Annotated in this window: 22 protein-coding genes and 2 riboswitches; of the genes, 12 read left to right on the forward strand and 10 right to left on the reverse strand. The window is 57.5% G+C overall.

The features are described from left to right. The first annotated feature begins 90 nt into the window (after window positions 1-90). The 3 genes from ACWORE_RS07435 to ACWORE_RS07445 all read left to right on the forward strand — a co-directional run bounded on the left by ACWORE_RS07435 (window position 91) and on the right by ACWORE_RS07445 (window position 2,209). Complete coding sequence (locus ACWORE_RS07435) at window positions 91-1,098, forward strand: lactate/malate family dehydrogenase (protein ID WP_012732309.1); 1,008 nt, start codon at window positions 91-93, stop codon at window positions 1,096-1,098. Next, window positions 1,098-1,574 carry a GNAT family N-acetyltransferase gene (locus ACWORE_RS07440; protein ID WP_296137974.1) on the forward strand — a complete coding sequence of 159 codons (477 nt, stop codon included), beginning with the start codon at window positions 1,098-1,100 and terminating at the stop codon, window positions 1,572-1,574. Before ACWORE_RS07435 ends, ACWORE_RS07440 begins: the two co-directional genes overlap by 1 nt. A gap of 140 nt (window positions 1,575-1,714) precedes the next feature. After that, window positions 1,715-2,209, forward strand: coding sequence for a mycothiol transferase (locus ACWORE_RS07445; RefSeq protein WP_455303370.1), 495 nt, complete (start codon window positions 1,715-1,717; stop codon window positions 2,207-2,209). 174 nt (window positions 2,210-2,383) lie between these two features. Here the strand turns inward: ACWORE_RS07445 and thiD are convergent, their stop codons facing one another. Beyond that, complete coding sequence (thiD, locus tag ACWORE_RS07450) at window positions 2,384-3,454, reverse strand: bifunctional hydroxymethylpyrimidine kinase/phosphomethylpyrimidine kinase (protein ID WP_296137970.1); 1,071 nt, start codon at window positions 3,452-3,454, stop codon at window positions 2,384-2,386. 133 nt (window positions 3,455-3,587) lie between these two features. Here thiD and ACWORE_RS07455 point away from each other — a divergent pair, with 133 nt between their 5' ends. From ACWORE_RS07455 to ACWORE_RS07485, 7 genes are all read left to right on the forward strand, one after another. Continuing rightward, window positions 3,588-5,234, forward strand: coding sequence for an SDR family oxidoreductase (locus ACWORE_RS07455; RefSeq protein ID WP_455303371.1), 1,647 nt, complete (start codon window positions 3,588-3,590; stop codon window positions 5,232-5,234). A 66-nt stretch (window positions 5,235-5,300) separates the two neighbouring features. Then, the gene (locus ACWORE_RS07460) at window positions 5,301-6,308 is read left to right on the forward strand and encodes an ABC transporter ATP-binding protein (protein ID WP_455303373.1); all 1,008 of its coding nucleotides are present in this window, start codon (window positions 5,301-5,303) and stop codon (window positions 6,306-6,308) included. Window positions 6,309-6,346: 38 nt separating this feature from the next. Beyond that, entirely contained in the window at window positions 6,347-7,213 is an 867-nt protein-coding gene (locus tag ACWORE_RS07465; RefSeq protein WP_406605032.1) for a hypothetical protein, read from the forward strand. A 99-nt stretch (window positions 7,214-7,312) separates the two neighbouring features. After that, window positions 7,313-8,548, forward strand: coding sequence for a sensor histidine kinase (locus ACWORE_RS07470; protein WP_406605033.1), 1,236 nt, complete (start codon window positions 7,313-7,315; stop codon window positions 8,546-8,548). Further along, window positions 8,545-9,174, forward strand: a complete 630-nt coding sequence (locus tag ACWORE_RS07475) for a response regulator transcription factor (protein WP_455303375.1) — start codon at window positions 8,545-8,547, stop codon at window positions 9,172-9,174. Before ACWORE_RS07470 ends, ACWORE_RS07475 begins: the two co-directional genes overlap by 4 nt. Window positions 9,175-9,260: 86 nt before the next feature. Continuing rightward, window positions 9,261-9,369: riboswitch (TPP riboswitch) on the forward strand. After that, on the forward strand, window positions 9,368-11,230 hold the full coding sequence (thiC, locus tag ACWORE_RS07480; protein ID WP_455303377.1) for a phosphomethylpyrimidine synthase ThiC: 1,863 nt from the start codon (window positions 9,368-9,370) through the stop codon (window positions 11,228-11,230). It overlaps the preceding riboswitch by 2 nt. 116 nt (window positions 11,231-11,346) lie before the next feature. After that, the gene (locus ACWORE_RS07485; protein WP_448234810.1) at window positions 11,347-12,012 is read left to right on the forward strand and encodes a thiamine phosphate synthase; all 666 of its coding nucleotides are present in this window, start codon (window positions 11,347-11,349) and stop codon (window positions 12,010-12,012) included. A gap of 72 nt (window positions 12,013-12,084) precedes the next feature. On the opposite strand, the gene ACWORE_RS07490 is transcribed toward ACWORE_RS07485, so the two are convergent. From ACWORE_RS07490 to thiO, 7 genes are all read right to left on the reverse strand, one after another. After that, complete coding sequence (locus ACWORE_RS07490) at window positions 12,085-13,266, reverse strand: hypothetical protein (protein WP_455303379.1); 1,182 nt, start codon at window positions 13,264-13,266, stop codon at window positions 12,085-12,087. 509 nt (window positions 13,267-13,775) lie between these two features. Then, a complete protein-coding gene (locus tag ACWORE_RS07495; RefSeq protein WP_406605037.1) occupies window positions 13,776-14,477 on the reverse strand; it encodes an ATP-binding cassette domain-containing protein in 702 nt (233 codons plus the stop codon). Window positions 14,478-14,697: 220 nt separating this feature from the next. Beyond that, entirely contained in the window at window positions 14,698-16,104 is a 1,407-nt protein-coding gene (locus ACWORE_RS07500) for an alpha-amylase family protein (protein WP_455303380.1), read from the reverse strand. Between the two features lie 194 nt (window positions 16,105-16,298). After that, window positions 16,299-17,603, reverse strand: a complete 1,305-nt coding sequence (locus tag ACWORE_RS07505) for a ThiF family adenylyltransferase (protein WP_406605039.1) — start codon at window positions 17,601-17,603, stop codon at window positions 16,299-16,301. Continuing rightward, window positions 17,590-18,489, reverse strand: a complete 900-nt coding sequence (locus tag ACWORE_RS07510) for a thiazole synthase (protein ID WP_455303382.1) — start codon at window positions 18,487-18,489, stop codon at window positions 17,590-17,592. The genes ACWORE_RS07505 and ACWORE_RS07510 overlap by 14 nt, the downstream gene beginning before the upstream one ends. 3 nt (window positions 18,490-18,492) lie before the next feature. Continuing rightward, window positions 18,493-18,792 (reverse strand): sulfur carrier protein ThiS, encoded by a 300-nt coding sequence (gene thiS / locus ACWORE_RS07515; protein ID WP_455303383.1) that lies wholly within the window; start codon window positions 18,790-18,792, stop codon window positions 18,493-18,495. Between the two features lie 110 nt (window positions 18,793-18,902). After that, window positions 18,903-20,168, reverse strand: coding sequence for a glycine oxidase ThiO (gene thiO, locus ACWORE_RS07520; RefSeq protein WP_455303385.1), 1,266 nt, complete (start codon window positions 20,166-20,168; stop codon window positions 18,903-18,905). Then, window positions 20,160-20,269: riboswitch (TPP riboswitch) on the reverse strand. Its footprint overlaps the gene before it by 9 nt. 320 nt (window positions 20,270-20,589) lie before the next feature. Here thiO and ACWORE_RS07525 point away from each other — a divergent pair. Together ACWORE_RS07525 and ACWORE_RS07530 are read left to right on the forward strand one after the other, a co-directional pair. Next, window positions 20,590-21,114: a hypothetical protein gene (locus ACWORE_RS07525; RefSeq protein ID WP_455303386.1), complete on the forward strand. Its 525-nt coding sequence runs from the start codon at window positions 20,590-20,592 to the stop codon at window positions 21,112-21,114. A 360-nt stretch (window positions 21,115-21,474) separates the two neighbouring features. Continuing rightward, the gene (locus tag ACWORE_RS07530; protein ID WP_406605043.1) at window positions 21,475-22,269 is read left to right on the forward strand and encodes a 3-oxoacyl-ACP reductase; all 795 of its coding nucleotides are present in this window, start codon (window positions 21,475-21,477) and stop codon (window positions 22,267-22,269) included. 93 nt (window positions 22,270-22,362) lie between these two features. Here the strand turns inward: ACWORE_RS07530 and purT are convergent, their stop codons facing one another. Next, window positions 22,363-23,622: a formate-dependent phosphoribosylglycinamide formyltransferase gene (gene purT / locus ACWORE_RS07535; protein WP_406605044.1), complete on the reverse strand. Its 1,260-nt coding sequence runs from the start codon at window positions 23,620-23,622 to the stop codon at window positions 22,363-22,365. A gap of 5 nt (window positions 23,623-23,627) precedes the next feature. Then, on the reverse strand, window positions 23,628-24,854 hold the full coding sequence (locus tag ACWORE_RS07540) for an ATP-binding cassette domain-containing protein (RefSeq protein ID WP_455303388.1): 1,227 nt from the start codon (window positions 24,852-24,854) through the stop codon (window positions 23,628-23,630). Between the last annotated feature and the right edge of the window lie 9 nt (window positions 24,855-24,863).

Below are 24,863 nucleotides of genomic sequence, written 5' to 3' on the forward strand. Positions count from 1 at the left end.
GCGCGCCACGAAACAAACACTCACATCCCCAAAACCCAAAACCCCCACACCCACGTGACCGACACACCTCAACGCTCTACTGTGATAAGTATGCATTCAACGAAACTTGTGGTGGTAGGCCTAGGCCACGTGGGCTCGTCCGTGGTCACCTTTGCGATGGCGTCGGGGTTGTACTCCGAGATCGCCGTTATTGATACGAAGGAGGGTCTGGCTCTCGGCGAGGGGCTCGACCACTCCCAGTCGACCGGCGTTCCCGGGACAACGAATACGTACATTCATGAGGGCACGTACGACGACACCCGCGACGCCGACGTGATTATTTGCGCAGCTGGGGCGTCGATTGTGCCTGACCCGGATCGCCCGGATTACGTCCCTCCCCGTTCGCTCCTGGCCAAGGTGGGGGCGCAGGCCGCTCGCGACGTCATGAAGAATGTGTCGGAGCGCACCAAGGAGCCCGTCATCATCTTCATCACGAATCCTCTGGACGCCGTGGTCCATATTGCGTCGACGGAATTCGATTACCCGGCGTCGAAAGTGCTAGGCACCGGAACCATGCTCGATTCGGCGCGTCTGCGCTGGACTGTTGCGCAGGAGCTCGGCATTGATCCGAAGTCGGTGACCGGCTACATGATGGGCGAGCACGGGACGACGGCGGTACCGATCCTGTCGAACCTCAATGTGCAGGGCGTTTCCTGGTCTGAGCTGGAGCGTTGGAGCGGCAAGGATCTGCCGTCGCGCGACGACATTAAGCAAAGGGTCGTTGATTCGGCTTACGACGTTTTCTTCGCGAAGGGATGGACCGACGCGGGTGTGGCTCGCTCCGCCAACGTGCTGGCCAGGTCCGTTCTGCTGAACGAGCGCTCCGTCCACCCGGTATGCTCGCGCCTCGATGGCGAGTATGGCCTGGGCGACATCTCCATGTCGGTGCCCGCGGTGTTGGGTTCCGAGGGGCTGATTCGTCGCCTTCCTCCGATTGTCGACGCTTGGGAGCAGGAGAAATTAGAGGAGTCGGCTGATTCTATCCGCGCCGTGTACGCCGAGGCGACCAGCGAGAGCGACGAGGGTGGCGAAACGAGCGCGACCAGCGAGGAGGCGTAGTGAGCGTCTATCTCACCGGCAAGCGCCTCATGGACATGAACGCCGCGCAGGTCCATGAGCTGTACAAACTCCGCGTCGATATTTTTGTCCACGAGCAGGAAAGCCCCTACAAAGAGATCGACGACACCGACATCCACCCCGGAACCCAGCACCTTCTGGCGTACGAGACCGAGGGCGGCGTGCATCTCATCGGAACGGCCCGAGTTTTCGGAAAGCCCGACGAGGGTCAGCACATCGGCCGTGTTTGTGTGGCCAGAGATGCGCGCGGTCACGGGATCGCGACGCAGCTGGTGAAAAAGGCCCTCGAGGTGTGTACCGAGCGGGCGGCAGGGATCGACCCCAACAAGGGCGCCCTGATCGAGGTCGACGCCCAGTCCCACCTCGTCGATTGGTACGAGCGCTTCGGCTTCGTGGTCGATGGGGAGGAATTCGAGGAAGCCGGGCGGCCGCATAAACACATGAGCATGCGGATCTAGGTCATCGATTTTCGACGACTGGCGACGGTTTTTCGATGACACTTGAAGATGGCAAACGCAAGCGCCCGTGGCGGGACGGCGCACGCCGCCCCACAGGCCACTGATCTGCAGCCACACAGCATCCCGTGTACAACGGAAATATGAATGCTACTGATATTTTCGTTGATTTCGCCTCACGCCCGATAGACGTTGCGAAGGGCCTCCCCGAACTCACCCCGACCCAGCTCAACGCACACCCCGGAGGCCACGACAATTCCATCGCGTGGCTCCTCTGGCACGCAGGCCGGGAGGTCGATATGCAATTATCGCAGCTCAACGGCTCCGAGCAGATCTGGACCACCCAAGGTTTCAAGGAGCGGTTCGCCCTCAACAACGGCGATTCGCTCGGCTATGGGCACTCGGCCGAAGAAGCGCGGTCCATCGTCGTTAATGATCAAGAACTACTCGTGTCTTATGTCTCTGAAGCATTAAACGCGCTTATCGGGTACGCGAAGTCGGGTGTTGATTGGGATGAGGTCATCGACCGCGATTGGACGCCCGAGGTCACACGGGGTGTGCGGATGGTGTCGATTGTCGACGACGCTGCCCAACACGTCGGGCAAGCGGCGTACATCGCAGGAATGCCCGAGCTATAGGGCAGGAATACCATAGCTCACGAACTAAAGCGGCGGTGGCAACGAAGAGCATCGCTGGCACCCGCCGATTACGGGATGGTGCTAGAAGCACAACTGGGCGACTCTGGGGATAAAGCCGGAAAACCGGCTCATAGACTTCACAAGTCCCATAAAACGCTCTCATTTGAGAGGGGTTTAGCGATATTCCCAAAAGTGGTCCAGAGGGGCGTTCCCCCTGATATGAGCGGGCTCTACCGTACCATTGCTATCCCGATTTCGGTGAAGTCCAATCGCAAGGTCTAGTGTGTCCGCTGCTGCCAAAGCCTGGCGTGTCCACATAGCGGCAGCATGGACAACTGCCCGCCAATCATCCACGGCGGAATTCTTTGTAGGATCGGACCCGATCACCCCGTCTTTCTCTGCGTCATAGGCGCGGCGAGCAGCATAGGTAGCGAGAGCTGAGCTAAACGTGCATCCGGTTCCGTGCGTATTGGTTGTGTTCACTCTGTCGTGACTTAGGAAGACAGTCTCGCCAGGGGCAGCGACAACCTCAGTAACCTGCGGACCGTAGTCGCCGAAGCCATTATCCGGCCCACCTGTGACCACAATGACCGTTCCTAAGGCCTCAGCTAGGCAAGAGGCGGCTTCCGCAATTGCAGATGTCAATGATTTTTCTTCCGCAGTATTCGTTTCTTCCTGTCCTGGTGCTTCTCTCATCAACTTCGCGAGATGATCCCGCAATACGTCGGGCACGGGTACGCCCACCATGTCACACAGCCCCACAAGCTCACGACCATTCGGGGTTAACGCGTCAACGCTACGAGCAAGTTCGACGAAGCCATCTATCGCCTCCGAATTTTCTTCCACCAACGAACTACCACTCGAGGCCACCATCACCGGATCCCACACCACTGGCACAGTACAAGGTAGGGGTTTTAGGGTTCTAGTGATGGCGTCTGCGATGGCAGAACTTCCGACCATTCCTATTTTGATTGCATTGATCGGATAATCGTCTACTACGGATTGAATTTGTTGAGCCACGAATTCCGGATCCATGTATCGGGCACTATTGACACCGCGTGTGTTTTGCGCGGTTACCGCTGTAATAGCCACACAGCCAAACCCTCCAAGAGCGGAGATCGTTTTCATATCTGCTTGTATGCCAGCGCCACCGGACGAATCCGACCCGGCAATAGTTAGGACCACAGGGATCGGGGAGGGCAACTGAGCTGACACATCATTCGGTGAGGAAGGAGAAGAAGTCATACCTACACACTAAGCCCGAATCCTATCGGACAACAGATTTCGTGAAGAAATGCTCGACCCCGGTTACGAGCGTGTGCACAATAAATTTTTCCATGAACCCCCATCAGATAGTTAGCTCGCCTACCATAATGGTATGGCCTCTGAAAAAGCTCACACTGCGAACTACTCTGCTCAGCACCCCGAACGCCGAATACTAGTCACCGGCGCCACTGGCTATGTTGGTGGCCGGGTCATACCCGAACTACTCCACGCCGGCTTCACTGTTCGGGCCTCATCACGGAAACGAGACAGCCTCCAACGATTCGATTGGTACGATGACGTCGAACCAGTCGAAGCCGACCTCATGAATCCCGACGATGTCCACCATGCCATGGACAATGTCGACGTCGTCTTATATCTCGTTCATTCCATGGGCGGCAAAGATCAAGACTTCGAAGAAGCTGAAAAGAAAACAGCCGAAACCATCGCCACAGCTGCCGCCGACGCCTCTGTACGACAAATTATTTATCTCTCCGGGCTTCACCCCCGTGACAAACAACCGCATGAACTATCAAAACATATGCGGTCTAGAGAGAACGTCGCCACGATTCTTCACGAAAGTCCAGTTCCTACCATGACTCTTCGTGCAGCCACGCTGATTGGATCCGGCTCCGCGTCTTTTGAAATTATCCGTCACCTGGTCGAACGGCTCCCTATCATGGTGACTCCCAAATGGATCACCAACCGTATTGAACCCCTGGCCATCCGCGACGCCCTCTACTACCTCGTTCGGGCATCAGACTTAAACAATACCGTCAATGATGGCTTTGATATCGGCAGCGGCGATGTTCTCCGGTTCAAAGACCTCATGAAGATCTATGCCCACGAACGCCATCTACAACGAATCATTATTTCCTCCCCCGTCTCCCTCCCCATGGACAAACTCTCCGGCAAATGGATTGGCTTCGCCACTCCTGTCCCCGCTTCCATTGCGGAGCCTTTGGCAGAATCGATGGCAGACGATGCGATTACCAGCGAACATCATATTAATCAGTACATCCCCGACCCCGAAGAGGGGCTCACGTCATACACCGAGGCAGTGCGACTAGCTATCTCGCACGATCTCAGCGGAGGAGTGCCCACATCGTGGGATTCCAGCTGGAATGTTCCCAATACTGCTTCAGAGTCAGCCCCACAGGGTTCTCAACCTCATAACACGGACGCAGGGAACTCAGCTCCGCCCCACACTCTCCCCGCCGAAATCTCGCCAACAGACCCATCGTGGGCAGGGAACAATGTCTACCACGAAACTCGATCGGTGGATTCTGATCTTTCTCCGGAGCAAATTTGGCCCGTCGTCGAAGGAATCGGAGGGGATAACGGATGGTACTCAGCACCACTGCTATGGCACATTCGAGGATTCATGGACAAGCTATTCGGTGGACCAGGACTAGGGGGACGTCGTGATCCTTTCGCTCTACGACGAGGCGACCGGGTGGACTGGTGGCGCGTAGAAAAAATCATCCCCAACCGAATCTTGGCACTCAAAGCTGAAATGAAGTTGCGCGGGGAGGCGTGGCTAATACTGGAAATTGAACCTTCCGACGACCGCGAAGCAGACCCACACGCACCTCGAAGCCGCTACCGTCAACGAGCAATCTACGAACCCGACGGGTTACTAGGCCGATTGTACTGGTGGGGCGTCTACCCGTTTCACGCTGTGATTTTTCCCGTCATGGCCAAAAACATCCTGAAGAGAGCACAAGAAGAAAGCGAGGGTACAACAACTACCCCGCGGTAACCATGTCAACGCAAACCATGACAAATGGCACTGTTCCGCGCCACCGTCGTCGGCTGTACTTGGTTTATGACCAGTTCATGCACTGCCATCGAAGTCCACGACGTCACCCGCACGTTCGGTAAAACCACCGCGATCGACGGTGTCTCACTATCGGTTGGCGCCGGCCAAGTCATTGCCATACTCGGCCCTAACGGCGCAGGTAAATCCACACTTCTTGACCTCACCCTGGGGCTCTCCCAACCCGACACCGGCACGATCTCCGTGTACGGTCACACCCCGGCGAGCGCAGTGCGCGCCGGGATTGTCGGTGCCGCGCTTCAAGACGGCGGCCTGCCCAGCACCATGACCGTCGAGAGAATGGTGCGAACCCTCACCTCCGTTCACCCGCAACGCCTGAGCCCCAGCGCGGTTCTGCGCGATCCCTCCCTCAACCGACTGAGGAAACGCAAAATCGGGAAGCTCTCCGGCGGCCAGCGCCAACGGCTGCGGCTGGCTCTAGCCACCATGTCGGACCCGCAGGTTCTCATCCTCGACGAACCCAGCTCGGGGCTAGATGTCACGACACGCTCTGAGCTGTGGAGCGATATCCAAGCCATGGCCGACGACGGCATCACCGTGCTCTTCGCCACGCATTACCTCACGGAGGCGGAGCGATATGCCGACCGGGTTATCGTCCTGAACGGTGGAAGAATTGTTGCCGACGGGACCCCCAAGCAGCTGACCTCGCGCTATCCCACAGTTATCCGAGCTTCGCTGGCAGTTGCCGACGCCGAGGTCGCGCGGAGCAGTCCTGCGTCTGATTCCACGTCCCGCGAAGTTGAGGGGTCTGGGCCCGGCGCGGCGCACGAGTCGGACCCCGGCGCGACGCAGCGCACCGCTGCTGTAGACATCGATGATCGAATAAAAACGTGCCTCTCCGCAGACGACACTTATGAGCGGCACGGCAACGAGGTCATCATTCACACCACAAAACCTGACCAGGTGTTACTTCACACGCTGCAGCAAAAGTTGCTTATTCACCCCACGGTAAATCGCGCTGCACTCGACGATGCATTCAGTGAACTCACCCGATGAAACCACCCTGCGACCAACGCCCACACCGGGAGTTACAGATGAATTCCACACACCCAATGCCGACAACACCATTACAAACCACGCCGCCTCACGCACATTCAACGCAGCACACGGCAGAATCCCGACAGCGCTCAGGGTTCACGTCGACAATGTTGTACAGCTGGCACTATTTCACAGGGCTGCTTCGTCGGCCAGAAACGCTTGTTTTCTGCCTAATTCTTCCCGCCGCTCTATACCTGATGTTCGGGACGGCCACGGAGAACTCGAGCTCCGTACTCAAGTCGGGTAACGTGTCGGCGTTCATCATGACCGGAATGGGGCTTTATGGATCCGCCATCGCCATGACCTCGATCTCTGGTAGCGCGACACAGGCTCGTCAGGAGGGGTGGAACCGGCAACTCCACCTCGCTGGGCTCACAACGACCCAATCCGTGGCCGGGACAATTATCGCCATGGTCGCTTTCGCTGCCCTTCCCATCATGGTGACGTTCGGCGCTGGGGTGGCCAGCGGGTCCCAGTTCGACCACGTATGGCAGTGGCTAGCAACGGGTGTCCTGAGCTGGGCAGTTACACTCCCTTTCGCCCTCTACGGACTCGCCGCTGCACTATGGCTGCGCACAGAAACCGCGACCGGTATCTCCTCCGGCTCACTCGTCATCTTGGCGTTTTTCGGTGGTGTATTTATGCCGCTGGAGGGAACCCTCTTCGACATTTCGCGTTTCACACCGTTCTACGGACCAATGACCATCGCACACTGGCCACAAATGGGAGGTCAGCAGCTTGGCAACAGCGGAAATGTCATCATGAACGAATCCCCGGTTGTTGCGCTCTCCGTTACACTCATGTGGACCGTGATTTTCGTCCTCGTGTGCGTCGCAGGGGCACGAAGAGCCATCAAAAAATAACTGCCGAGAGCGTGGCATCACCGCCACAATCTTCATTGCCGACGTCACCACCGCCGGCGCGAGTACCGGCATCACCACATCCACATGGAGACAGCAATCATGGCCCGATCACAACCCCACACCTGGAGGAATACAGAGCTCCTGTATCCAGCTGTGTGGCTCCTGTACCTGGTCTTTCCTCTGGGCGCCTGCCTCACCGCCGATGCCAGCATAGTCACCCGCGCCATCACTTCCGTACTGGTCATAGCCTTCGGTGTCGTATATCTCAGCGTCTATCGCTATGCCCACGTTTTCGACAACAGCGAGCTCAAGCTATGGGGTGTGACGGGGATCCTCATTGCCTTAGCTGCCGGAACATACCCCGTCACCGGCATACTGTTTGTCTGCTTTATTCCATATTTCTGTGCTCTATGGGTGTTCATCCAGCCTGGACGACGGGGAATAATAATCGGCGTTTGTCTATCAACGGTCCTGGTCATCTGCGCCCTCCTCGTCTCACCGGAGCTTCGAGAGGAGGCAGTGCCTATCGTTCTTGCCGTCGGAGGCGGCATCGCGATCATTATTGGGGTGGGCGTCGCTAACACTGATACCGAACGACGCCGGGAACTCGAGCGCCAGCTTGACCGCGCGCATCAACGCGAGGCTTATGCCACCGCCATGCATGATGTGTTGAGCCACAGCCTCACCGTCATCGCAGTCAAGGCGCAACTCGCGTCGTGTCTCCTCGATACCGACACGGATACAGTCCATGAGGCTACAGCCTGTAAAACTAGAGCCCTTAAAGATAAGGCTCGCGGGGAAATCGACGACATTTACGAGCTATCCCATTCCGCACTCAATGACATGCGATCTGCACTCGACGAGTTATCTCCGCCGTCATTGATGGAAACTGTCGAGGAAGCGCAGGCGGTATGTACCTCCGCGGGGATTTCCCTCAGCACACACATCGACCACGACATCCCGCCCGCCACCGCTTCGCTCTACGCCGCAACCGTGAAAGAAGCGACAACTAACATTCTTCGACATTCCGAGGCACAATCCGCGTCCATCACCGCGACGTCCTCCAAACTCATTATTGCCGACGACGGACGCGGTTTTGACCAGGACGAACCCCACCATGTCAATGGGTTACATAACGCGGAGGACGGTGGCCGGCAACACGGGCTGGGCAATGTGAAACAACACGGGCTGGAGGGGATGAAACGTCGTACGCACAATATCGGCGCGTCGTTCTCGATTCGCTCAGCGCCAGGTGAGGGGACGACAGTCAGTGTCGAGACCACGGCGCGAAAGGCCCGGCCAAAGAAAACAATGACGCAGGAGGGACAGCCATGAGTACCGACAAAGCCGACGGCAATGCCATCCGCGTCTTTATCGTGGACGATCAATCACTCATCCTGAGTGCTCTCGAGTCGCTTCTCACTCTGGAGCGCGATATTGACGTCGTCGGAACGGCCACGGACGCCCACAACCTCACACATCGCATTGCTGATAGCCGCGCCGATGTTGCGCTCATCGACATTGAAATGCCTGGTATCGACGGTATTCAAGCCACTGCTGATCTCACCGAGCACAGTCGCTGCCGTGTCATCATTGTCACGACCTTCGGTCGGCCCGGATATCTGCAGCGGACCCTCGACGCGGGCGCGCGCGGTTTCGTCGTCAAGGACTCACCCGCAGAAACGCTAACCAACGCGATCCGGGACGTTTATTCCGGGAAAACGATCATTCCTCTGCAACTTCATGACAAAGTGCGCACCACCGGGGATAACCCGCTCACCGCCCGCGAACGCGATGTGCTCCGCGAGGCGCTCGCGGGAGCAACGATCGCGAGCATAGCGTCGACGCTGTTCCTCTCCCCCGGCACAGTTCGCAACCACATATCCCGCGCCATCGCGAAAACTCACACCACAACTCGCACCGAAGCAGCTACCGCCGCTCGCGATGCTGGCTGGTTGTGACCTCCACGAAGCACGCCCACTTACCCCCGGTTGCAACATTTTGTCGCGAACGATCTGACTACTTCATCCACCTGGCCTACACTAAGCCACGACCCCACGGGAGCCCACGGCACGGGCTGAGAGGGAGCTGACGCTGCTCCGACCGTCCGAACCTGTCCGGATCATGCCGGCGAAGGAAGAGAGGAGCTTAGGCATGTCTGCACCCACTGATTCATCACCACGCCCACACACCGTTCACGGCGAAAACCACCCCAAGCACCACGAAAAATTCGTCGAAAAAGACGGAATCCGAGTCCCTTATACCGAAGTCAGTCTCGACGATTCACCCACAGGCCCCAACGAACCAGCCCGCGTCTACCGCACGATGGGCCCTGCGGTCGACCCCACCCGCGGTCTCCCCAACCTGCGTACACCGTGGATAACCGATCGCGATGACACCACTACCTACGAAGCACGCGGCAAGAAACTGGAGGATGACGGCCGCTCTGCCGTCAAACGTGGCGCATCATCACAAGAATGGCATGGCACCACGCGACAACCCGTCCGTGCGAAAAGTGGCCACCGCGTCACACAGATGCACTATGCCCGGCGCGGCATCATCACGCCCGAAATGAAGTACGTCGCGCTGCGCGAACAGTGCTCCCCCGAGCTTGTTCGGGACGAAGTCGCAGCCGGGCGTGCGATCATCCCCGCCAACGTTAACCACCCCGAGTCCGAGCCGATGATCATCGGGCGTCGGTTCTTGACCAAGGTCAACGCCAACATCGGGAACTCCGCGGTGACGTCGTCGATCAATGAAGAAGTGGAGAAGCTGCGGTGGGCGACGAAGTGGGGAGCGGATACTGTCATGGACCTCTCAACTGGCGACGATATCCACACCACGCGCGAATGGATTATCCGGAACTCGCCTGTGCCCATCGGAACCGTGCCTATTTACCAGGCGCTCGAAAAGGTCAATGGCGAAGCCAACGCGCTGACCTGGGAGATTTTCCGCGATACGGTGATTGAGCAGGCCGAACAGGGTGTCGACTATATGACCATTCACGCTGGGGTGCTGCTGCCGTATGTGCCGCTGACCGCGGATCGCGTGACCGGTATTGTGTCCCGCGGTGGCTCCATCATGGCTGGGTGGTGTCTGGCCCACCACAAAGAAAGCTTCCTGTACGAGCACTACGACGAGCTTTGCGAGATTTTCTCCCACTACGATGTCGCGTTCTCTCTTGGCGACGGCCTGCGCCCGGGGTCCATTGCCGACGCCAATGATAAGGCGCAATTCGCTGAGCTGCGCACGCTCGCCGAGCTGACGCGGCGAGCGTGGGACTACGACGTTCAGGTTATGGTCGAAGGGCCGGGGCACATTCCGCTGAACCTCGTGGAACAGAACACTCGTGTCGAGCAGGACTGGTGCCACGGGGCGCCGTTCTATACGCTGGGGCCGCTGGTGACCGACATTGCCCCTGGTTATGACCACATCACGTCCGCTATTGGCGCGGCGACTATCGCGATGGGCGGGACGGCCATGCTGTGTTATGTCACGCCGAAAGAGCACCTGGGCCTGCCCAACCGTGACGACGTCAAAACGGGCGTCATTACGTATAAAATTGCGGCCCACTCGGCGGATGTGGCCAAGGGGCATCCCGGTGCGCAGGCCTGGGACGATGCCATGAGTAAGGCACGGTTTGAGTTCCGGTGGAACGATCAGTTCGCACTCTCGCTCGACCCCGACACCGCGCAGGCCTACCACGACGAAACATTGCCCGCCGAACCGGCGAAGACCGCCCATTTCTGTTCCATGTGCGGGCCGAAGTTCTGCTCTATGCGGATTAGCCAAGATATTCGCGACGCTTATGGCGAGACGATGCTCGGCATGCCGGAGGTGGGTGACCCGATGGGTGACTCGGTAGGTGACCGGGCGGATGTAGAAGCAGGCATGGCGAAAATGGCTGAAGAGTTCCGTGCCCACGGATCCGAGCTCTACATGCAAGAATCCAAAGCGAAAGACACTGCTGAGGACATCGACCACGACCTCGCGAATATGGGCGCACACCGCCGCTGATCTCACGGGTTAAAAACCGCGGAGTAAAACGTACGGAGTAAAACCTGCTCCGCGAGGTTTGCAGAATCCCCCAGCTAGCGACACTGGCACACGACGGATAGGACGATAGGAAACACATGGCCTCTACCGACACGGATTTCCGCCTCTACCTGGTCACGTCTGGGACGGACCGGCACACTGTTGACACCGCGGCGGAGGTCGCGGCGGCTGGGGCCGGCGTCGTCCAGGTGCGCGCGAAGGACCTCTCCACGCGAGACTTGCTCAGCCTTGTGACGGAATGTGCCACAGCTGTTCACCGGGCCAATCCCCACACGAAAGTCGTCGTCGATGACCGAGCCGACGTGGCCTACGCTGCTCGACGCACCGGGGCTCCGGTCAATGGCGTTCACCTGGGGCAAGATGATCTCCCCCCGGATGTGGCCCGCGACATGCTCGGTCCGGATGCCCTCATCGGACTGACGACCGGAACGCTGCCGCTTGTCGAAGCCGCGGAAAAGTTTCATCGCTCGCACCCAGGAGTTATTGACTACATCGGTGCGGGCCCTTTCCGCCCGACGCCAACGAAGGATTCGGGCCGTACGCCTATTGGTGTTGACGGTTATCGGCCACTCGTGGCGGCAACGTCCTTGCCCATTGTCGCCATCGGGGACGTGACACCCGACGACGTTGCGGCGCTGAGCGCTACCGGTATCGCCGGGTGTGCAATGGTACGGGCGTTGATGCGCGCTGATAACCCCGGCGAGTTAGCCCGACGTGCGTTGGACAATTTTCGTAGCGAGTGAGCGCGGAAATGGGACGATTTAGCTGCTACCGAGGTGTTTTAGGCCCCTAGTTGCGCCCCTCGTCGGAACTGGTCATTGACCGTCATTGTCCAGGCGTTGTTTCATCACATCTATTTGTGAAATGACTTCATTATCGGTGAGCCCGTTATTCGGGCGGAAAGCAGAAAGCACCTGATCAGTGTCAAAATTCGCTTGCTGCCCATTATGGGAAGCACTGCCCAAATAAATGTATGACAGCGACTGATTGATATCCCTGAATATTGTTTCTTTGTCGAGTGAACTAGGTGCTACTACATGACGTTGGTCCTGTAAGCCCACAGATAAAACATCATCGTGTTTCACATCGAACACGGAGTTCACCATTACAAACTTACGAGGAAGATCGTCCCGATATGACGTTTCTTGGTATATATCATCCAGAGTTGCCGCCATGGGCTTGAGGTAGCCGGAATTTGGTGCCGGACTGCACACTTCAATCGAGAATTTTTCGGATGTTGAACATGATGAAAAACCATATTCTTCATCCCAAGCACGATCGACGCTCGTGGACGAGCCCACAGGAACTGATATAAAGAACACCACACCAAGGAATAAACACAGTGGCGCTATCCAGATGCCTCTAAACAGATAACCTATAACGGTGCCAATCACGCACGACACCAGTAAGAACCCAACAATCATCAAGAAGGTTGGGGTCCCTACCCAGAGCTGTCTGAAAGTAACGCGATAAGAAACCCCGGATAGAATAGCGCCAACAAAAGAAATCGCGGTTAACACGGAGGCGAGAATGACGAGGGGGATAAACGTGCTCAATGCAGATACGCGAAAAGCGCTAACTAGTCTCTCTATACGACTTCTGGGGGACGTATCCTCCCAGTCGGCCGTTCCACTTCGCCACCGTGCCTGACTAGATATCACACTGGCGCATAGAGTCGCCGGAGAGAAGAAGAGTATTAAGACGGTTAGCTCTTGCACCATCAAGAGTTGTGGACTACCCAGCCAGGACGATGCACTCGCCAGAGGAGCGACAACCGAAAAGACGATAAGAATCAGCGCAATCGGAATTGCGTAAGACGCTCTTATTTTTCCTTTTAGCACTAGTGAGGAGTAGCTCTTGCCGCCGCGGAAACCCGTTAGGGAACGAGATTCCTTGTCTTTTCGCCTCTTCGACCATCCTTGAACATAGATGACAGACCCCAGGGCCCATATCACGATAACGAGTAGCGCGCTGAGGTTCGGCTGTCCACCAGGCATAACGAAACTGCACGGCGCACGCAGAGCACCCCAGAGACTGTGTCCGATAGACGGCTCTAACGGCCAACTAAACGTGAGAGATCCAAGAACCGCGAACACTGGAAGTACCCAGATAAACGTCTTTTTCAGGACGTAGGTTGATACTAACCCCAGGCCAATAAGGCCGATGTCGTTCCTTATGACCGTAAGAGAACCATAGTCTGAGAAATCTCCCCAAAAACACAGCACCCCTACTAGAGCAGCCCATACGGTTACCAGAGCGAGGAGTATGAGCCGTCTACTTTTAATGGACCGTGGGGAAACGCGATCAAAGTCATCCTCATGGGTGAATATAAAAAGGAGTGGAATCGATGTCAGAGCAGAAACCCATACAGTGTCGATGTCGACAGAATTTCCGTTCTGCTCTAGTAATATCCACGTGGCAGATTTTACAAGAAGCGAAAGTATAAGGGACGTCAGAAAGAAATAATGAACTCTATTATGACGCAGCCACAGGGCTGTTCCGGAGTTCATGATTCCAGCAGATCTAGATACATCGTGTTGAGTTTGTTGATGTCTCGTCCTGCTCCAAATTTTTCCCATGGCCCCGAGTATTCTTTTACTCCGTTTTTCATAATCGTGAGGGTGTCTGCATTTTCTATGACATCTTCGACTATGTGTGTCGAAATAATAACTGTGGAGGACTGTGAGGCGTGATGAAGTATTCTCTTACATGCTGACCGTTGTGATAAGTCCAGCCCTGCAGTTGGTTCGTCGAGCAAAATAACCGGTGGTGACGAAACAAGAGCAGATGATATTCCAACCCTTCGTCGCATACCGCCAGACAAATGCTTGATGAGTGAATCAGCTTTATCCGAAAGACCAGCAAGCTCTATCAGTCTGTCGACCTCGTGGGGGACCTTGCGCTGTGGGACTTTCCTCAGCCAACACATGTACGCAAGGTGTTCCCGCACGGTAAAGCGTGATTTTTCGAGATTGTCCTGAGGGAGGTAGCCCACCAAGCCACTACGCGGGTCACTAACCCGGCCATCTATATCCACACTGCCGCTACTCGGTTGAGTAAGCCCAGCTATTGCCCTGAGCAGAGATGATTTCCCTGCGCCGTTGGGGCCGAGTAAAGCATGAAATCCGGTATCGACATTTAAGCTGATGTGATCAACCGCGATATGCGAACCGTATTTCACAGTTAATTGATCAGTTGTGAGTTTCAACCAAATTTCCTCCTCGCCTATTTTAGCCAGGCTACCCTACTAAATATGGTTACTTTTAGCGTAGCGTTTTTCGCTTCGCTTCGGAAGACTAACCTTGGAACGAAACTCCGCGAAAGTTAACCGAGCAGCTAATCGATGCTTAATCCACTTTGGTTTGTCGGTCGTGTTTTCGCCCTCATTGCCGACCCCGCAGGTCTAGGCGCACTTGCGCACACGCCCCCTACTGCTGCTCCCAATAAAATACCTGCTCGTCATCGGCGGTCACCACGGCACGGTCGGGATCCCGGCTAATCATCGTCCGCAATTTCTGATTCTGTGGCTCCTGGTGCTCCGGCGTCTGATCACCCTCTGACTGCCCCGACACTGCAAACGTGATCGTGTGATCTTCAACGTTTTCCACCACAAGTTCGCCACGCGCGATCCACGGATGGTCCCTACGAATCCCGATCAACCGCTGATAAATCTCGTGCAGCCATTCCCACGTCGGCAATAAATCTGCTGGGGAATCCGGGAGTGGTGGTCGAATGTCGGCGTCGGCATACAAGCCATCCTGCTTTTCGCCTCGAAATCCCTGCTCATCACCGTAATAAATGCTCGGCATACCGGGGAGCGTCAACTGCGCGACGGCAGCGAGCACCGCGCCGTTATCCCCCACCACCGAGGCAATGCGCGACACATCGTGATTGCCAATGAACGTCAACGGAAGGATCGGCCGCTTTTCGAGCTGATTATTAGCGACGGCCGTGCCCTGCTCCACAAGATTCCGGTGCCGGACGAGCGCGTGGTCCAGCTCCCACATGTTCGCGTTTTTAATGCTGCTCCAGATGGCCTGCCACACCTCGTACTGGGTGATCGAGTCCATGTGAGACTGAGCGGCGAACTCGATATACCCGCCCTGTTCCTCGCCGTGAATAATTTCACCGAGAAACACTGCACCCGGATAGTGAGCACGCACGCGGTCGATCACGGTCCGCCAGAATTCGGTGGGCACGGAGTACGCAGCGTCGAGCCGCCACCCGGTGATCCCGCGATCCAGCCAATACTCCATGATGTCCACCACCATGTCGGCCACGTGCGGGTCGGAATGATCCAGCTCAGCCAGGTCGAGGTTCCCCTCCCACGGGACCGACACGATCTCCCCGTCGTGCGTGTGCGTCTTCACCGGAGTCTGCTCCGCCCCTGCACGCGCCCGCTCAATCGACTCGGCCACCAGCGGATGCTGCGTTCCCACGTGGTTAAACACACCGTCCAACATCACCTTCAGGCCGCGCTTCGAGCACTCCGCCATCAGGTGATCAAAATCGTCCAGCGAACCTAACCTCGGATCGATGCGCAGGTGATTCGTCGTGTCATACCCGTGCGCCGTCGACTCGAAAATCGGGCCGAGCAAAATCCCCGAACAGCCCAGCTCAATAGAATAATCCAGCCAGGCTTCTAGTCGACGCAATTTTCCAGGCTTATCGACGTTGTGCTCGGAAATTGGCTCGGATGATGCGTCGTCGGGCGTTGATTCGTCAGATGGTTCGGCGTCCGACGTTGCGCCGTCGGATTGGGGGCTGAACATGTCCGTTCCGCACGCTCCGAGGGGGTAGATCTGCCACCAAGGCGCGTAATCAAGCGTGTCCATTGCCCTTGCCTGCCTATTCGACTGCATTAACCAACGAGTGCGGACGGGGTGGCGACCCCACGTCTCACTACCCTTCGAGCTTACGTCAGATACCGGACATACCTCGGCGCTTATTGCTCACTTGTCGTCCCTTGTCATTCCACTGACGACGGTTGAATCAAGCTTTGACGACGGTTAACGCACGGGGTTGCAGCTTATTGCGCGACGGCTTTCACTGCCGTGATACCTCCGACCAGTGAATACACCGGAATACTCAGCGTCTCCCGCAAAATGTCGGCCGCTTGCTGACTACGTGCCCCACGGGCACAGTACACGGCCACCGCCGTCGCTGATTCAGGAATACGTACCGACGCCGCATCGGCTTTCACCACGCCCAAGGGAACATGAATATCGCGCGGGTTGGCATCCGCGGGCGCAGTGCCACCCGATTCGACGTTGCCATCTAGCGTGATGCGCTCAATTAAACGCTCGTGGTCTTCACGGACGTCCAAGAGCGCGTGGGTGTCGTCGGCAAGAAAACCGGGAAGATCCGACGGTGCAATGTCGTCAGATGCGCGGGTCTGATTCTGGGTTTGGTCACGATGGTTCCGAAACTCCCCTGCTGACGAGGTGCTTCCGATTGACGTTTCGCATCCCACTTCACCCTCCCCATCCGCGTTGGAGGGTGCGGCCGGGTCGCGAATCGTCGTCGCCGGTTCACGCGACGGATCACGATGCAACCGGAGCGTACGCGTCGTCGCCGAGGTGGCGTTATACGTCAGAACCCGCCCCACGAGAGGCTCACCGATACCGCCTAGGATCTTCAGCGCCTCGGTGGCCATGAGGTTGCCGATCACGGCCGTCGTCGCACCCAAAACTCCTGCTTCCGCACAGGTCAGGACTGGCTTCGTCGGCGGACCATCGAAAAGATCGCGAAGTCCGGGTCCATGAGGAGCCCAGAACACCGAGACCTGCCCCTCGTAGCGCAGAACAGCACCCCAGACCAGCGGGGTTTCCGTCATTTCCGCCGCATCGGCCGCCACGAACCGGGTGGCAAAGTTGTCGCTGCCGTCGATCAAGAGGTCATGCTCGCGGCACAACTGTTCCGCATTATCGGGGCCGAACCGCCCCTCCGTGCGAATGGTCATCGAGGGGTTGAGCGCGTGCATCCGTTCGCGGGCGACGTCGGCCTTCGGGCGCCCAACGTCGTCGACACCGAAAAGTGTTTGCCGCTGGAGGTTAGTAAGATCAACAACGTCGTCATCGCAGACCGTGATATGCCCATTCGTGCCGACGCCCGCCGCGGCCAGCGCGTAGAGCAACGGGGACCCCAGCCCACCCGCGCCGATCACGCACACCCGCGCAGCGGCGAAGCGCTGCTGGACGGCTTCATCGAAAAGGGCCAGGTGACGCGCGGTACGGACGCGTTCATTATGCGGGAGGTGCGCGAGTCGTTCGTCGGGAATCAGTCGGGGCAACCCGGACCCGAACCTAGATGCGTCCGTACTAGATGACGGCATCGGCCCATGCCCTCCCCTCCAGCGGCGAGGAGGCCACCGCGTGATGCCGCTTCGGAATCCTCCCCGCCTGATGAGCCCAGTACCCAGCGCGAACACCGCTGGCCATCGCCTTCGCCATCGCTTCCGGATCGTGGCTGCGCGTGACGGAACTGGCCACCAACACCGCGGAGCACCCCAGCTCCATGGCCAGCGCCGCCTCCGACGCGGTCCCCACCCCGGCATCCAACACCACCGGAATATCGCCGGCTTCTTTCACAATCATTTCAATATTGTGCGGGTTAAGAATCCCCAGGCCGGTACCGATCGGCGACCCACCGGGCATCACAGCATCCACCCCCGCATTCACGAGCCGGCGCGCAACGATGGGGTCATCATTCGTGTACGACAGCACGTGGAATCCGTCGTTAACCAGCTGTTCCGCGGCGTCGACAAGTTCGACAGCATCGGGGAGAAGAGTGTCGTTATCGGCGACAACCTCGAGCTTGATCCAGTCCGTATCCAGCGCTTCCCGCGCCATTTTCGCGGTCAATACGGCATCACGTGCCGTTTTGCAGCCGGCCGTGTTGGGCAGGATGTGGACATTGTGCCGGCGAAGCATCCCGAAAACGTCGGCTTTCCCTGCTTGGTGCCGACGCATCGCGACCGTTGCTACATTGCTTTCCGACGCCACCAGCGCTTTTTCCATGATATCCAGCGACGTCATTCCACCCGTGCCGAGGAAAAGGCGCGAAGTGAGGTCAAGGTCGGCCAGAGTCCAGTGATCGGGGTCCCGATGACCGCAAGTTCCCTGCTTGGGGTCCTCATAGTTTGCATCGAGCATTGGGTTATCGTCGGCGTCCATTGTCGTATTTGTAGGTGCATCATCCCTAGTCGTACTGTGTGTCATCGCCTAGCCTCCTTGAACAGCGGTGAGAAGCTCGATGCGATCGCCGTCGCTAATGGTGACGGTCTGCCATGTGGATTTTGGAACGATCTCATCATTAATGGCGACGGCATAGCCGTCGAAATCATGATCCGCGCCGGCCGCGTCACTGCTAGTGGGTTGGTTATTCGCGGTGACGGTGAGGTCGGCGTTATCGCCGCCCTCTGACACGGCTTTAACAAGCGCCCAAACAGTAAGACTGCTTGTCGCCCGACGCGATCGACCGTTCAGTTCGATAGTGATCATTGTGCTAGAGGTATCTGTCATTGTTTCCTTCACATTTTCTCTGATTTGTTCAACATAAATCACTACTTGTGGCGGCCGCGCTGGGCGCGGGGTCACTGCGCTCGGCGCGGCGTGACGAGCACGTGTAGTTCCTACACATCACGGTGAATGTCCGTAGCAGCGAGGATGCCATTCAAGGTCAGTTCCGGAGCATCGTCATCATCCGCCCTGGCGAGAAGCTCGGTGCCTTCTGCTAACCGTTTTTCTAAGGAACCGTGTGCTCCGGCCACAGAATCTGGGACGCCCGCTGGGGTTTGAGCGTCCCCGGAGCCTGACATATCAGCAAGGGTTTCCACGCCAGCAATGGCAAGCGCTGCCCCCACCCTGGCACCCAATGCAGTGAACAGAATGCCATGACGGAAATAGCCCGTGGAAACAACAGCGCCGGTACCGTCGTCGATACCAATATAAGGCAGGTCATCCGGCGTGCCCGGCCGAGCACCCGCCGTAATCTCTTCGATCGTGCACTCGCGAATCCCCGGGCAGATGGTGTCAGCGTCGCGCATGAGATCTAGCGCGCCACCCACCAGCGGCTGGCCACGGCCGTCTTCCCGGCTCGTGGCACCCAACACCAAACCGCCATCGATACGCGGAACCACATACACCGGCCGATCCCGAACAAAACCCCGAATTACCGACGTGACCAGCGGATCGAGTTCCTCCGGCACGCGCAAGCGAAGGACGTCACCCCACACCGGGCGCAGCTGCAAGTACGGAAAGAACTCGGACGCACCGAGACCATTGGCGACGATGGTGACGTCGTTAGCGTTATTGACATTGTCGCTGGACGTTACATCGAAGGGAGTCGCAGCTCTCTTCACGATCTCCACGCCACGATTCTTCAGCGCACCGATAATAAGGTCTCCAAAGACTCGTGGATCGATTTGATGATCGCCCGGGATGTGTACGGCACCGGACAGGTTCGAGCTGAGCGCCGGCTCTGCTTTCCGCAACTGGCGAACCGTCACCTGGGTGACCTTCATGCCGAACGATTCCTGGAAATCTCGCGTCTCGGCAAGGTGTACCCGATCGGCAGAATCGGCGGCGACGACGTAGGTTCCATCCCGACGAAAACCAGTCGCATGAGGATCGTCAGGGTCGGAATGAGCTGCGCACGCGACACGTTGAACAAGGCTCGGATACCACAACGCGGATTGACGCATCAGGGGGACCAATGCATCCTGCTGATACTGCATCTCTGCAGCCGGAGCTAACATGCCCGCGGCGTGGTGGCTCGCCCCCGAGAGCGGCGCAGGATCCAGTATTGATACCGCGCACTCCGGATCGAGTTCAGTCAGTTCAAAAGCGGTGGCCAGCCCCACAAGACCAGCGCCAATAATAGTGATGTGCCGGGACATAGGCTCCTTCCCTCCGGCGGCATTATCCGCATCAGGTTTACGGTCGGCGGGGATGCCCGCCCTCTCAGCCCACGCCTCACTGGGCTCCCGTAGGTCGATGATGTCAATGTTCAGTTTTCATTGGTTACGTCTTAAGTATCCTCGTCACTCGATTATATTCCTCGGTGAAGGATCGCGGGTCTATAGATGAGAATCATCGGTTCGGTGGTGACCATCATATCCTGGTCGCTGAAGTCGCCGCCGGTGGTACATGGCCTGCACAATCAACATCAGAATAATAAAGTAGAACTGGGTAGTCTTATACGTATCCGGACCTTCACAATTCTTATCTTTCTATAATCCTCTGGGTACGCAGCGGAGATTTTCAGAGGGTCAGGAGGAAACGCGTCGCAGTATTAGCCAACGTGAGCATGGTGAGAACATGATGTACGTAAAGAATAATCCTTCACGTCACCGAGGCGCAGCAGCGTCTGTATTCATCGTTATTGCTGCTACAACTATGCTTAGCGGATGCTCTTCATCATCAGATTCATCGAATACACAGAGTGCAGAGAGCGCCATTCCAACGACAGGCGCAGAGCAATCTTCTAACGAAGAGTCGCATTCCGATAGTTCAAGCACTGCACCCTCGAACTCTACGCACCCCTCAACCGAGCCTTTCGTTAAAAATGATGGGACGTGCAACCCCGAAGTCATCGATATTAATCACGAGAAAAACACAGCGGAGACGCGCTACCATGGCCTCCCGGGTGATCAGGTAGCGATGAAATTTTACGACATTAATGGAAATTTTATAGAAGGCGTGGGCAGTGTCTTTTCAGCAGGAACAACAGGTGAGGGACCGGTTTTTAACACCGGAGTTCTCAATGCTGTTATCAGCTATATTGATGTAAAAATTGAACACAACAATGGGGAATCCCGCAAGTGCAAAATCCTGGTGGACTAACACAGGTGGAGTAACAATCGTTACTGTTGCTCTCATCTTTTCTGGAAATAGCGGACTAGCGCACTCACACCACGAATTGCAAGGAGAAGAACCACAAAAACTAGGGCTTTAAGAACCAAGCTTTTACCCTCCATGGCCGCTGCTATAATGACAGACACGCTCACGAACCCAATAAGGATAGTAAAAAACACGCTTAAGCTGGGGACACCAAAGAACTGCCGAAGTTTCTCGCCCATAGGAATCTCTCCTTACTATTTACGTCAGATCCACTCTATAGACATAGATGTATCGCGACAATAAAATTTAGAACAGAAGAACGCTCCCATAACAGAAATACTGGCATCTACGAAGGAACACATCATGACGACACCCTCGTCCCCCAACCCAATCAGCCCTTCCCTCTCTGAACAGGTCGTTTTAGTCACCGGCGGTGCTCGAGGACTCGGACGAGCAATTACCGAAGCGTTCCTTCGCGAAGGTGCGCGCGTCGTCGTTAATTATTTCTCCAGCAAAGCCGCTGCACACGACATCGAAGCAGCTCATCCCCACCGCGTGCTGGCAATACATGGCGATGTGCGTGAAAGAGACGACATGGACGCCATCTTTACCACAGCGCGCGACAAATTCGGGCAACCAATAAGCACCGTCGTTAATAATGCGCTCACGGACTTCTCATTCAACGGGGAAGCCCGACCAAAAGCTGACCACATAGGCTACGAGTCATTCCAATCACAGTTTTCGAGTGCAATCCAGGGAGCACTTAATGTCATCCAAGCTGCACTCCCCAGTTTCGAACAGGCCCATGGTGGCCGCATCATCAACATAGGAACTAATCTTTTTCAGAACCCCGTCGTGCCCTATCACGATTACACGGCCGCCAAGGCTGCCCTACTGTCACTCACGCGAACATTCTCAACCGACCTCGGCCCCAAAGGTATCACGGTCAATATGGTTAGTGGTGGCCTTCTGAGAACCACCGATGCCAGCGCAGCCACCCCCGATGACGTCTTCGACGCTATCGCAGCGAACACCCCGCTACGCTCCGTCACCACACCCGAGGAACTTGCCGACGCTGTCCTCTTCTTCGCGTCACCGTGGGCGCGGGCCATCACAGGGCAAAACCTTGTCGTCGACGGCGGACTCGTCAAAGACTAGATCATCAATTCCGGGCGCACACGGCAACAGAAGAAGACACGCAAGGGAACGGCACACGCACCAATCGCGAGCACATACAACTCACAGAACCCTTTACTCGATTGGGACACGGACGCCGAACTCGTCCTCGTGCCATTCGTCGCCCGCGTCAGGCACGAAAGGATGCACCAAGGATGCCGCCTGCGTCGCTCGTGACCGTGCCGCCTCAATATCCTCGGCTGTCGCGGTCACAACACCCATCCGGCGATGAGGGAAAGCCTCGGGTTTACCAAAAAGGCGCAGGTCAGTTTCGGGCACGGCCAGGGCCTCCTTCACACCCGAAAAGGCCACACCTTCACCCCTCACGCCACCATGAATCACAGCAGACGCACCCGGCGACACCAGCGTGACGTCGACAGGCAATCCCAAAATCGCCCGAGCATGCAGCTCAAACTCCGACAGGCGCTGAGTCCCCATCGTCACCATGCCCGTATCATGCGGGCGCGGGCTGACCTCGGAGAAGTACACATCATCGCCCTTGACGAACAACTCGACGCCAAAAACGCCACGCCCGCCCAGGGCGTTCGTCACGCGCGCCGCGATGGACCGCGCATTCTCCGCGGCCGCGTCGCTCATCGGCGCAGGCTGCCAGGACTCCACATAATCGCCGGAATGCTGACGATGCCCCACCGGCTCGCAGAACCACGTGGCCACCTTCCCCGTCGAGGGGTCCACCGCACGCACCGTCAACAGCGTGATCTCATAATCGAAATCAACAAACTGCTCGACGATCACGCGCGCCTGGTTTACGCGGGCACCACTCATCGCGTAATCCCACGCCTCGTCGAGATCCTCCGGCCCGTCGAGCACGCTCTGTCCCTTGCCGGACGAACTCATTACAGGCTTCACCACACAGGGGAAACCCATCGCATCTACGGCATCATCGAACTCATCGCGCGTCGACGCAAATGCATAACCGCTCGTCGGCAAGCCAAGATCTTCCCCCGCCACACGGCGAACTTCCTCGCGATTCATCGTGACGCGCGTCGCCTCGGCCGTCGGGATCACCGTGTAGTCCGACTCCAAATCGCGGAGCGCATCCGTCGCGATCGCCTCAATCTCCGGAACAATGAAATCCGGGCGAACGTCGTCGACAAGATTTTTAATGGCATCCGGGTCCGTCATGTCGATGACATAATGGAACTGCGACACGTGATGAGCAGGCGCGCCGTCATACCGATCGACCGCGTGAACTTCCACCCCCAAACGCTGGAAAGCTATTGCGACCTCTTTGCCCAACTCCCCCGAACCAAGCAACATGACCTTGGTCGCGCTGGGGGATAAGGGCGTTCCGATTGCATCTGGTGTGTACACGCTGGTCAGAGTACCAGCCGATAGTCAGAAAGCTGGGAATATGGCCCGTTGTGGCACGTCCACACCACGGATTTAGGCTCGCCGAGCGTCTGTCCGCCGCAAGAATGCAGCACATCATGGATCTCACCGGCGACGAAACCCCGCATGATGCGCTCCACGGTGCGATACCCATAAACATCCAGGCCAACCGTGGGCTCGTCCAGGAAAAGGAACTCCGGGCCGCGAGCCAACGCGCAGGCCACCGACACAATTCTTCTTGCCGACGACGCTACGTCCAGCGGGTGAACGCCCGCGACATCCTCAAGTCCGCAATACTCGATGAGCGCGTCGGCGTTGCGGAGGGTGGAGCCGATCGCGATTTCATCGCGCACTGTTTTCGCGGAGAACGAGGTGTCCATTGATGTGGGGGCCCAGCCGTAGTGGAGGGGGTGGGGTGGGGTGTGGTGTGGTGCGGCACCTCCTGGCCCGGCGTCGTCGGCGTCCGCCCCGACAACCTGCTGCGATCCGCCACTGTGCTCAATCAAGTCCGCCAAGGCGAGGAGAAGCGTGGTCTTCCCGGCACCGTTCGGCCCCGCGATATGAGTAATCCCCCGCGGAATTCCCGCCGACAAGGGTCCCAGCGTAAAAGCGTGGCGCTCGACCACAAGGTCGTTGATCATCAGAACGGGCGAAGGAGCAGGGAGAGAGTCGTCGTCGGGAGTTTGGCTCAACTCGACCGGTGAGTCATAGTTCGCCCCCGCAACGGGGTTCAGCCCAACGCCCTCGGGATATCGCGATTCAACGTCGCACAGGTTAGCTAAGTGGTTCCATGTGCGGTCGAAAATGGTGACGTCGCCCGGAAAACTATCCACGACCTGCACCAAAGCGCGCGTCGCATCCATGTCACATCCGTCGAGCGGGCAATCCAACACCAGATTGTCAGGATTACGTAGAAGAGCAGACGCGATGGCCACCCGGCGCGTCTGCCCCGTCGACAATTTGGACGGATCGCGCTGGACGAGCGTCGACAACCCCCATTGACCAGCAACATCCTGGATCCGCGCGCGCATGTCCGGCGCGGGCACACCCATCTGCTCCATGCCGAACGCGAGCTCCTGCTCCACCGTGTTCCGCAGCAACGTGATGTGGGCCGCCGCATCATTGCCCACCCACGCGGCACCTGTCTCCTCCGCGAGGGCCCACGCCTCTTCGCTCATCCCCGAACCGCTCGGGGCGCACACAAACTTCTTCATCTCTGCCCT

It is taken from the genome of Corynebacterium sp. c7Ub_26, assembly GCF_053760365.1.

Excerpts from the sequence above, each read along its gene's own strand:
- ACWORE_RS07435 (WP_012732309.1), top strand. The coding sequence starts at position 91 with ATGCATTCAACGAAACTTGTGGTGGTAGGCCTAGGCCACGTGGGCTCG.
- ACWORE_RS07445 (WP_455303370.1), top strand. The coding sequence starts at position 1,715 with ATGAATGCTACTGATATTTTCGTTGATTTCGCCTCACGCCCGATAGAC.
- thiD (WP_296137970.1), bottom strand. The coding sequence starts at position 3,454 with ATGACTTCTTCTCCTTCCTCACCGAATGATGTGTCAGCTCAGTTGCCC.
- ACWORE_RS07455 (WP_455303371.1), top strand. The coding sequence starts at position 3,588 with ATGGCCTCTGAAAAAGCTCACACTGCGAACTACTCTGCTCAGCACCCC.
- ACWORE_RS07460 (WP_455303373.1), top strand. The coding sequence starts at position 5,301 with ATGACCAGTTCATGCACTGCCATCGAAGTCCACGACGTCACCCGCACG.
- ACWORE_RS07465 (WP_406605032.1), top strand. The coding sequence starts at position 6,347 with ATGAATTCCACACACCCAATGCCGACAACACCATTACAAACCACGCCG.
- ACWORE_RS07470 (WP_406605033.1), top strand. The coding sequence starts at position 7,313 with ATGGCCCGATCACAACCCCACACCTGGAGGAATACAGAGCTCCTGTAT.
- ACWORE_RS07475 (WP_455303375.1), top strand. The coding sequence starts at position 8,545 with ATGAGTACCGACAAAGCCGACGGCAATGCCATCCGCGTCTTTATCGTG.
- thiC (WP_455303377.1), top strand. The coding sequence starts at position 9,368 with ATGTCTGCACCCACTGATTCATCACCACGCCCACACACCGTTCACGGC.
- ACWORE_RS07485 (WP_448234810.1), top strand. The coding sequence starts at position 11,347 with ATGGCCTCTACCGACACGGATTTCCGCCTCTACCTGGTCACGTCTGGG.
- ACWORE_RS07490 (WP_455303379.1), bottom strand. The coding sequence starts at position 13,266 with ATGCCTGGTGGACAGCCGAACCTCAGCGCGCTACTCGTTATCGTGATA.
- ACWORE_RS07500 (WP_455303380.1), bottom strand. The coding sequence starts at position 16,104 with ATGGACACGCTTGATTACGCGCCTTGGTGGCAGATCTACCCCCTCGGA.
- ACWORE_RS07505 (WP_406605039.1), bottom strand. The coding sequence starts at position 17,603 with ATGCCGTCATCTAGTACGGACGCATCTAGGTTCGGGTCCGGGTTGCCC.
- ACWORE_RS07510 (WP_455303382.1), bottom strand. The coding sequence starts at position 18,489 with ATGACACACAGTACGACTAGGGATGATGCACCTACAAATACGACAATG.
- thiS (WP_455303383.1), bottom strand. The coding sequence starts at position 18,792 with ATGACAGATACCTCTAGCACAATGATCACTATCGAACTGAACGGTCGA.
- thiO (WP_455303385.1), bottom strand. The coding sequence starts at position 20,168 with ATGTCCCGGCACATCACTATTATTGGCGCTGGTCTTGTGGGGCTGGCC.
- ACWORE_RS07525 (WP_455303386.1), top strand. The coding sequence starts at position 20,590 with ATGATGTACGTAAAGAATAATCCTTCACGTCACCGAGGCGCAGCAGCG.
- ACWORE_RS07530 (WP_406605043.1), top strand. The coding sequence starts at position 21,475 with ATGACGACACCCTCGTCCCCCAACCCAATCAGCCCTTCCCTCTCTGAA.
- ACWORE_RS07540 (WP_455303388.1), bottom strand. The coding sequence starts at position 24,854 with ATGAAGAAGTTTGTGTGCGCCCCGAGCGGTTCGGGGATGAGCGAAGAG.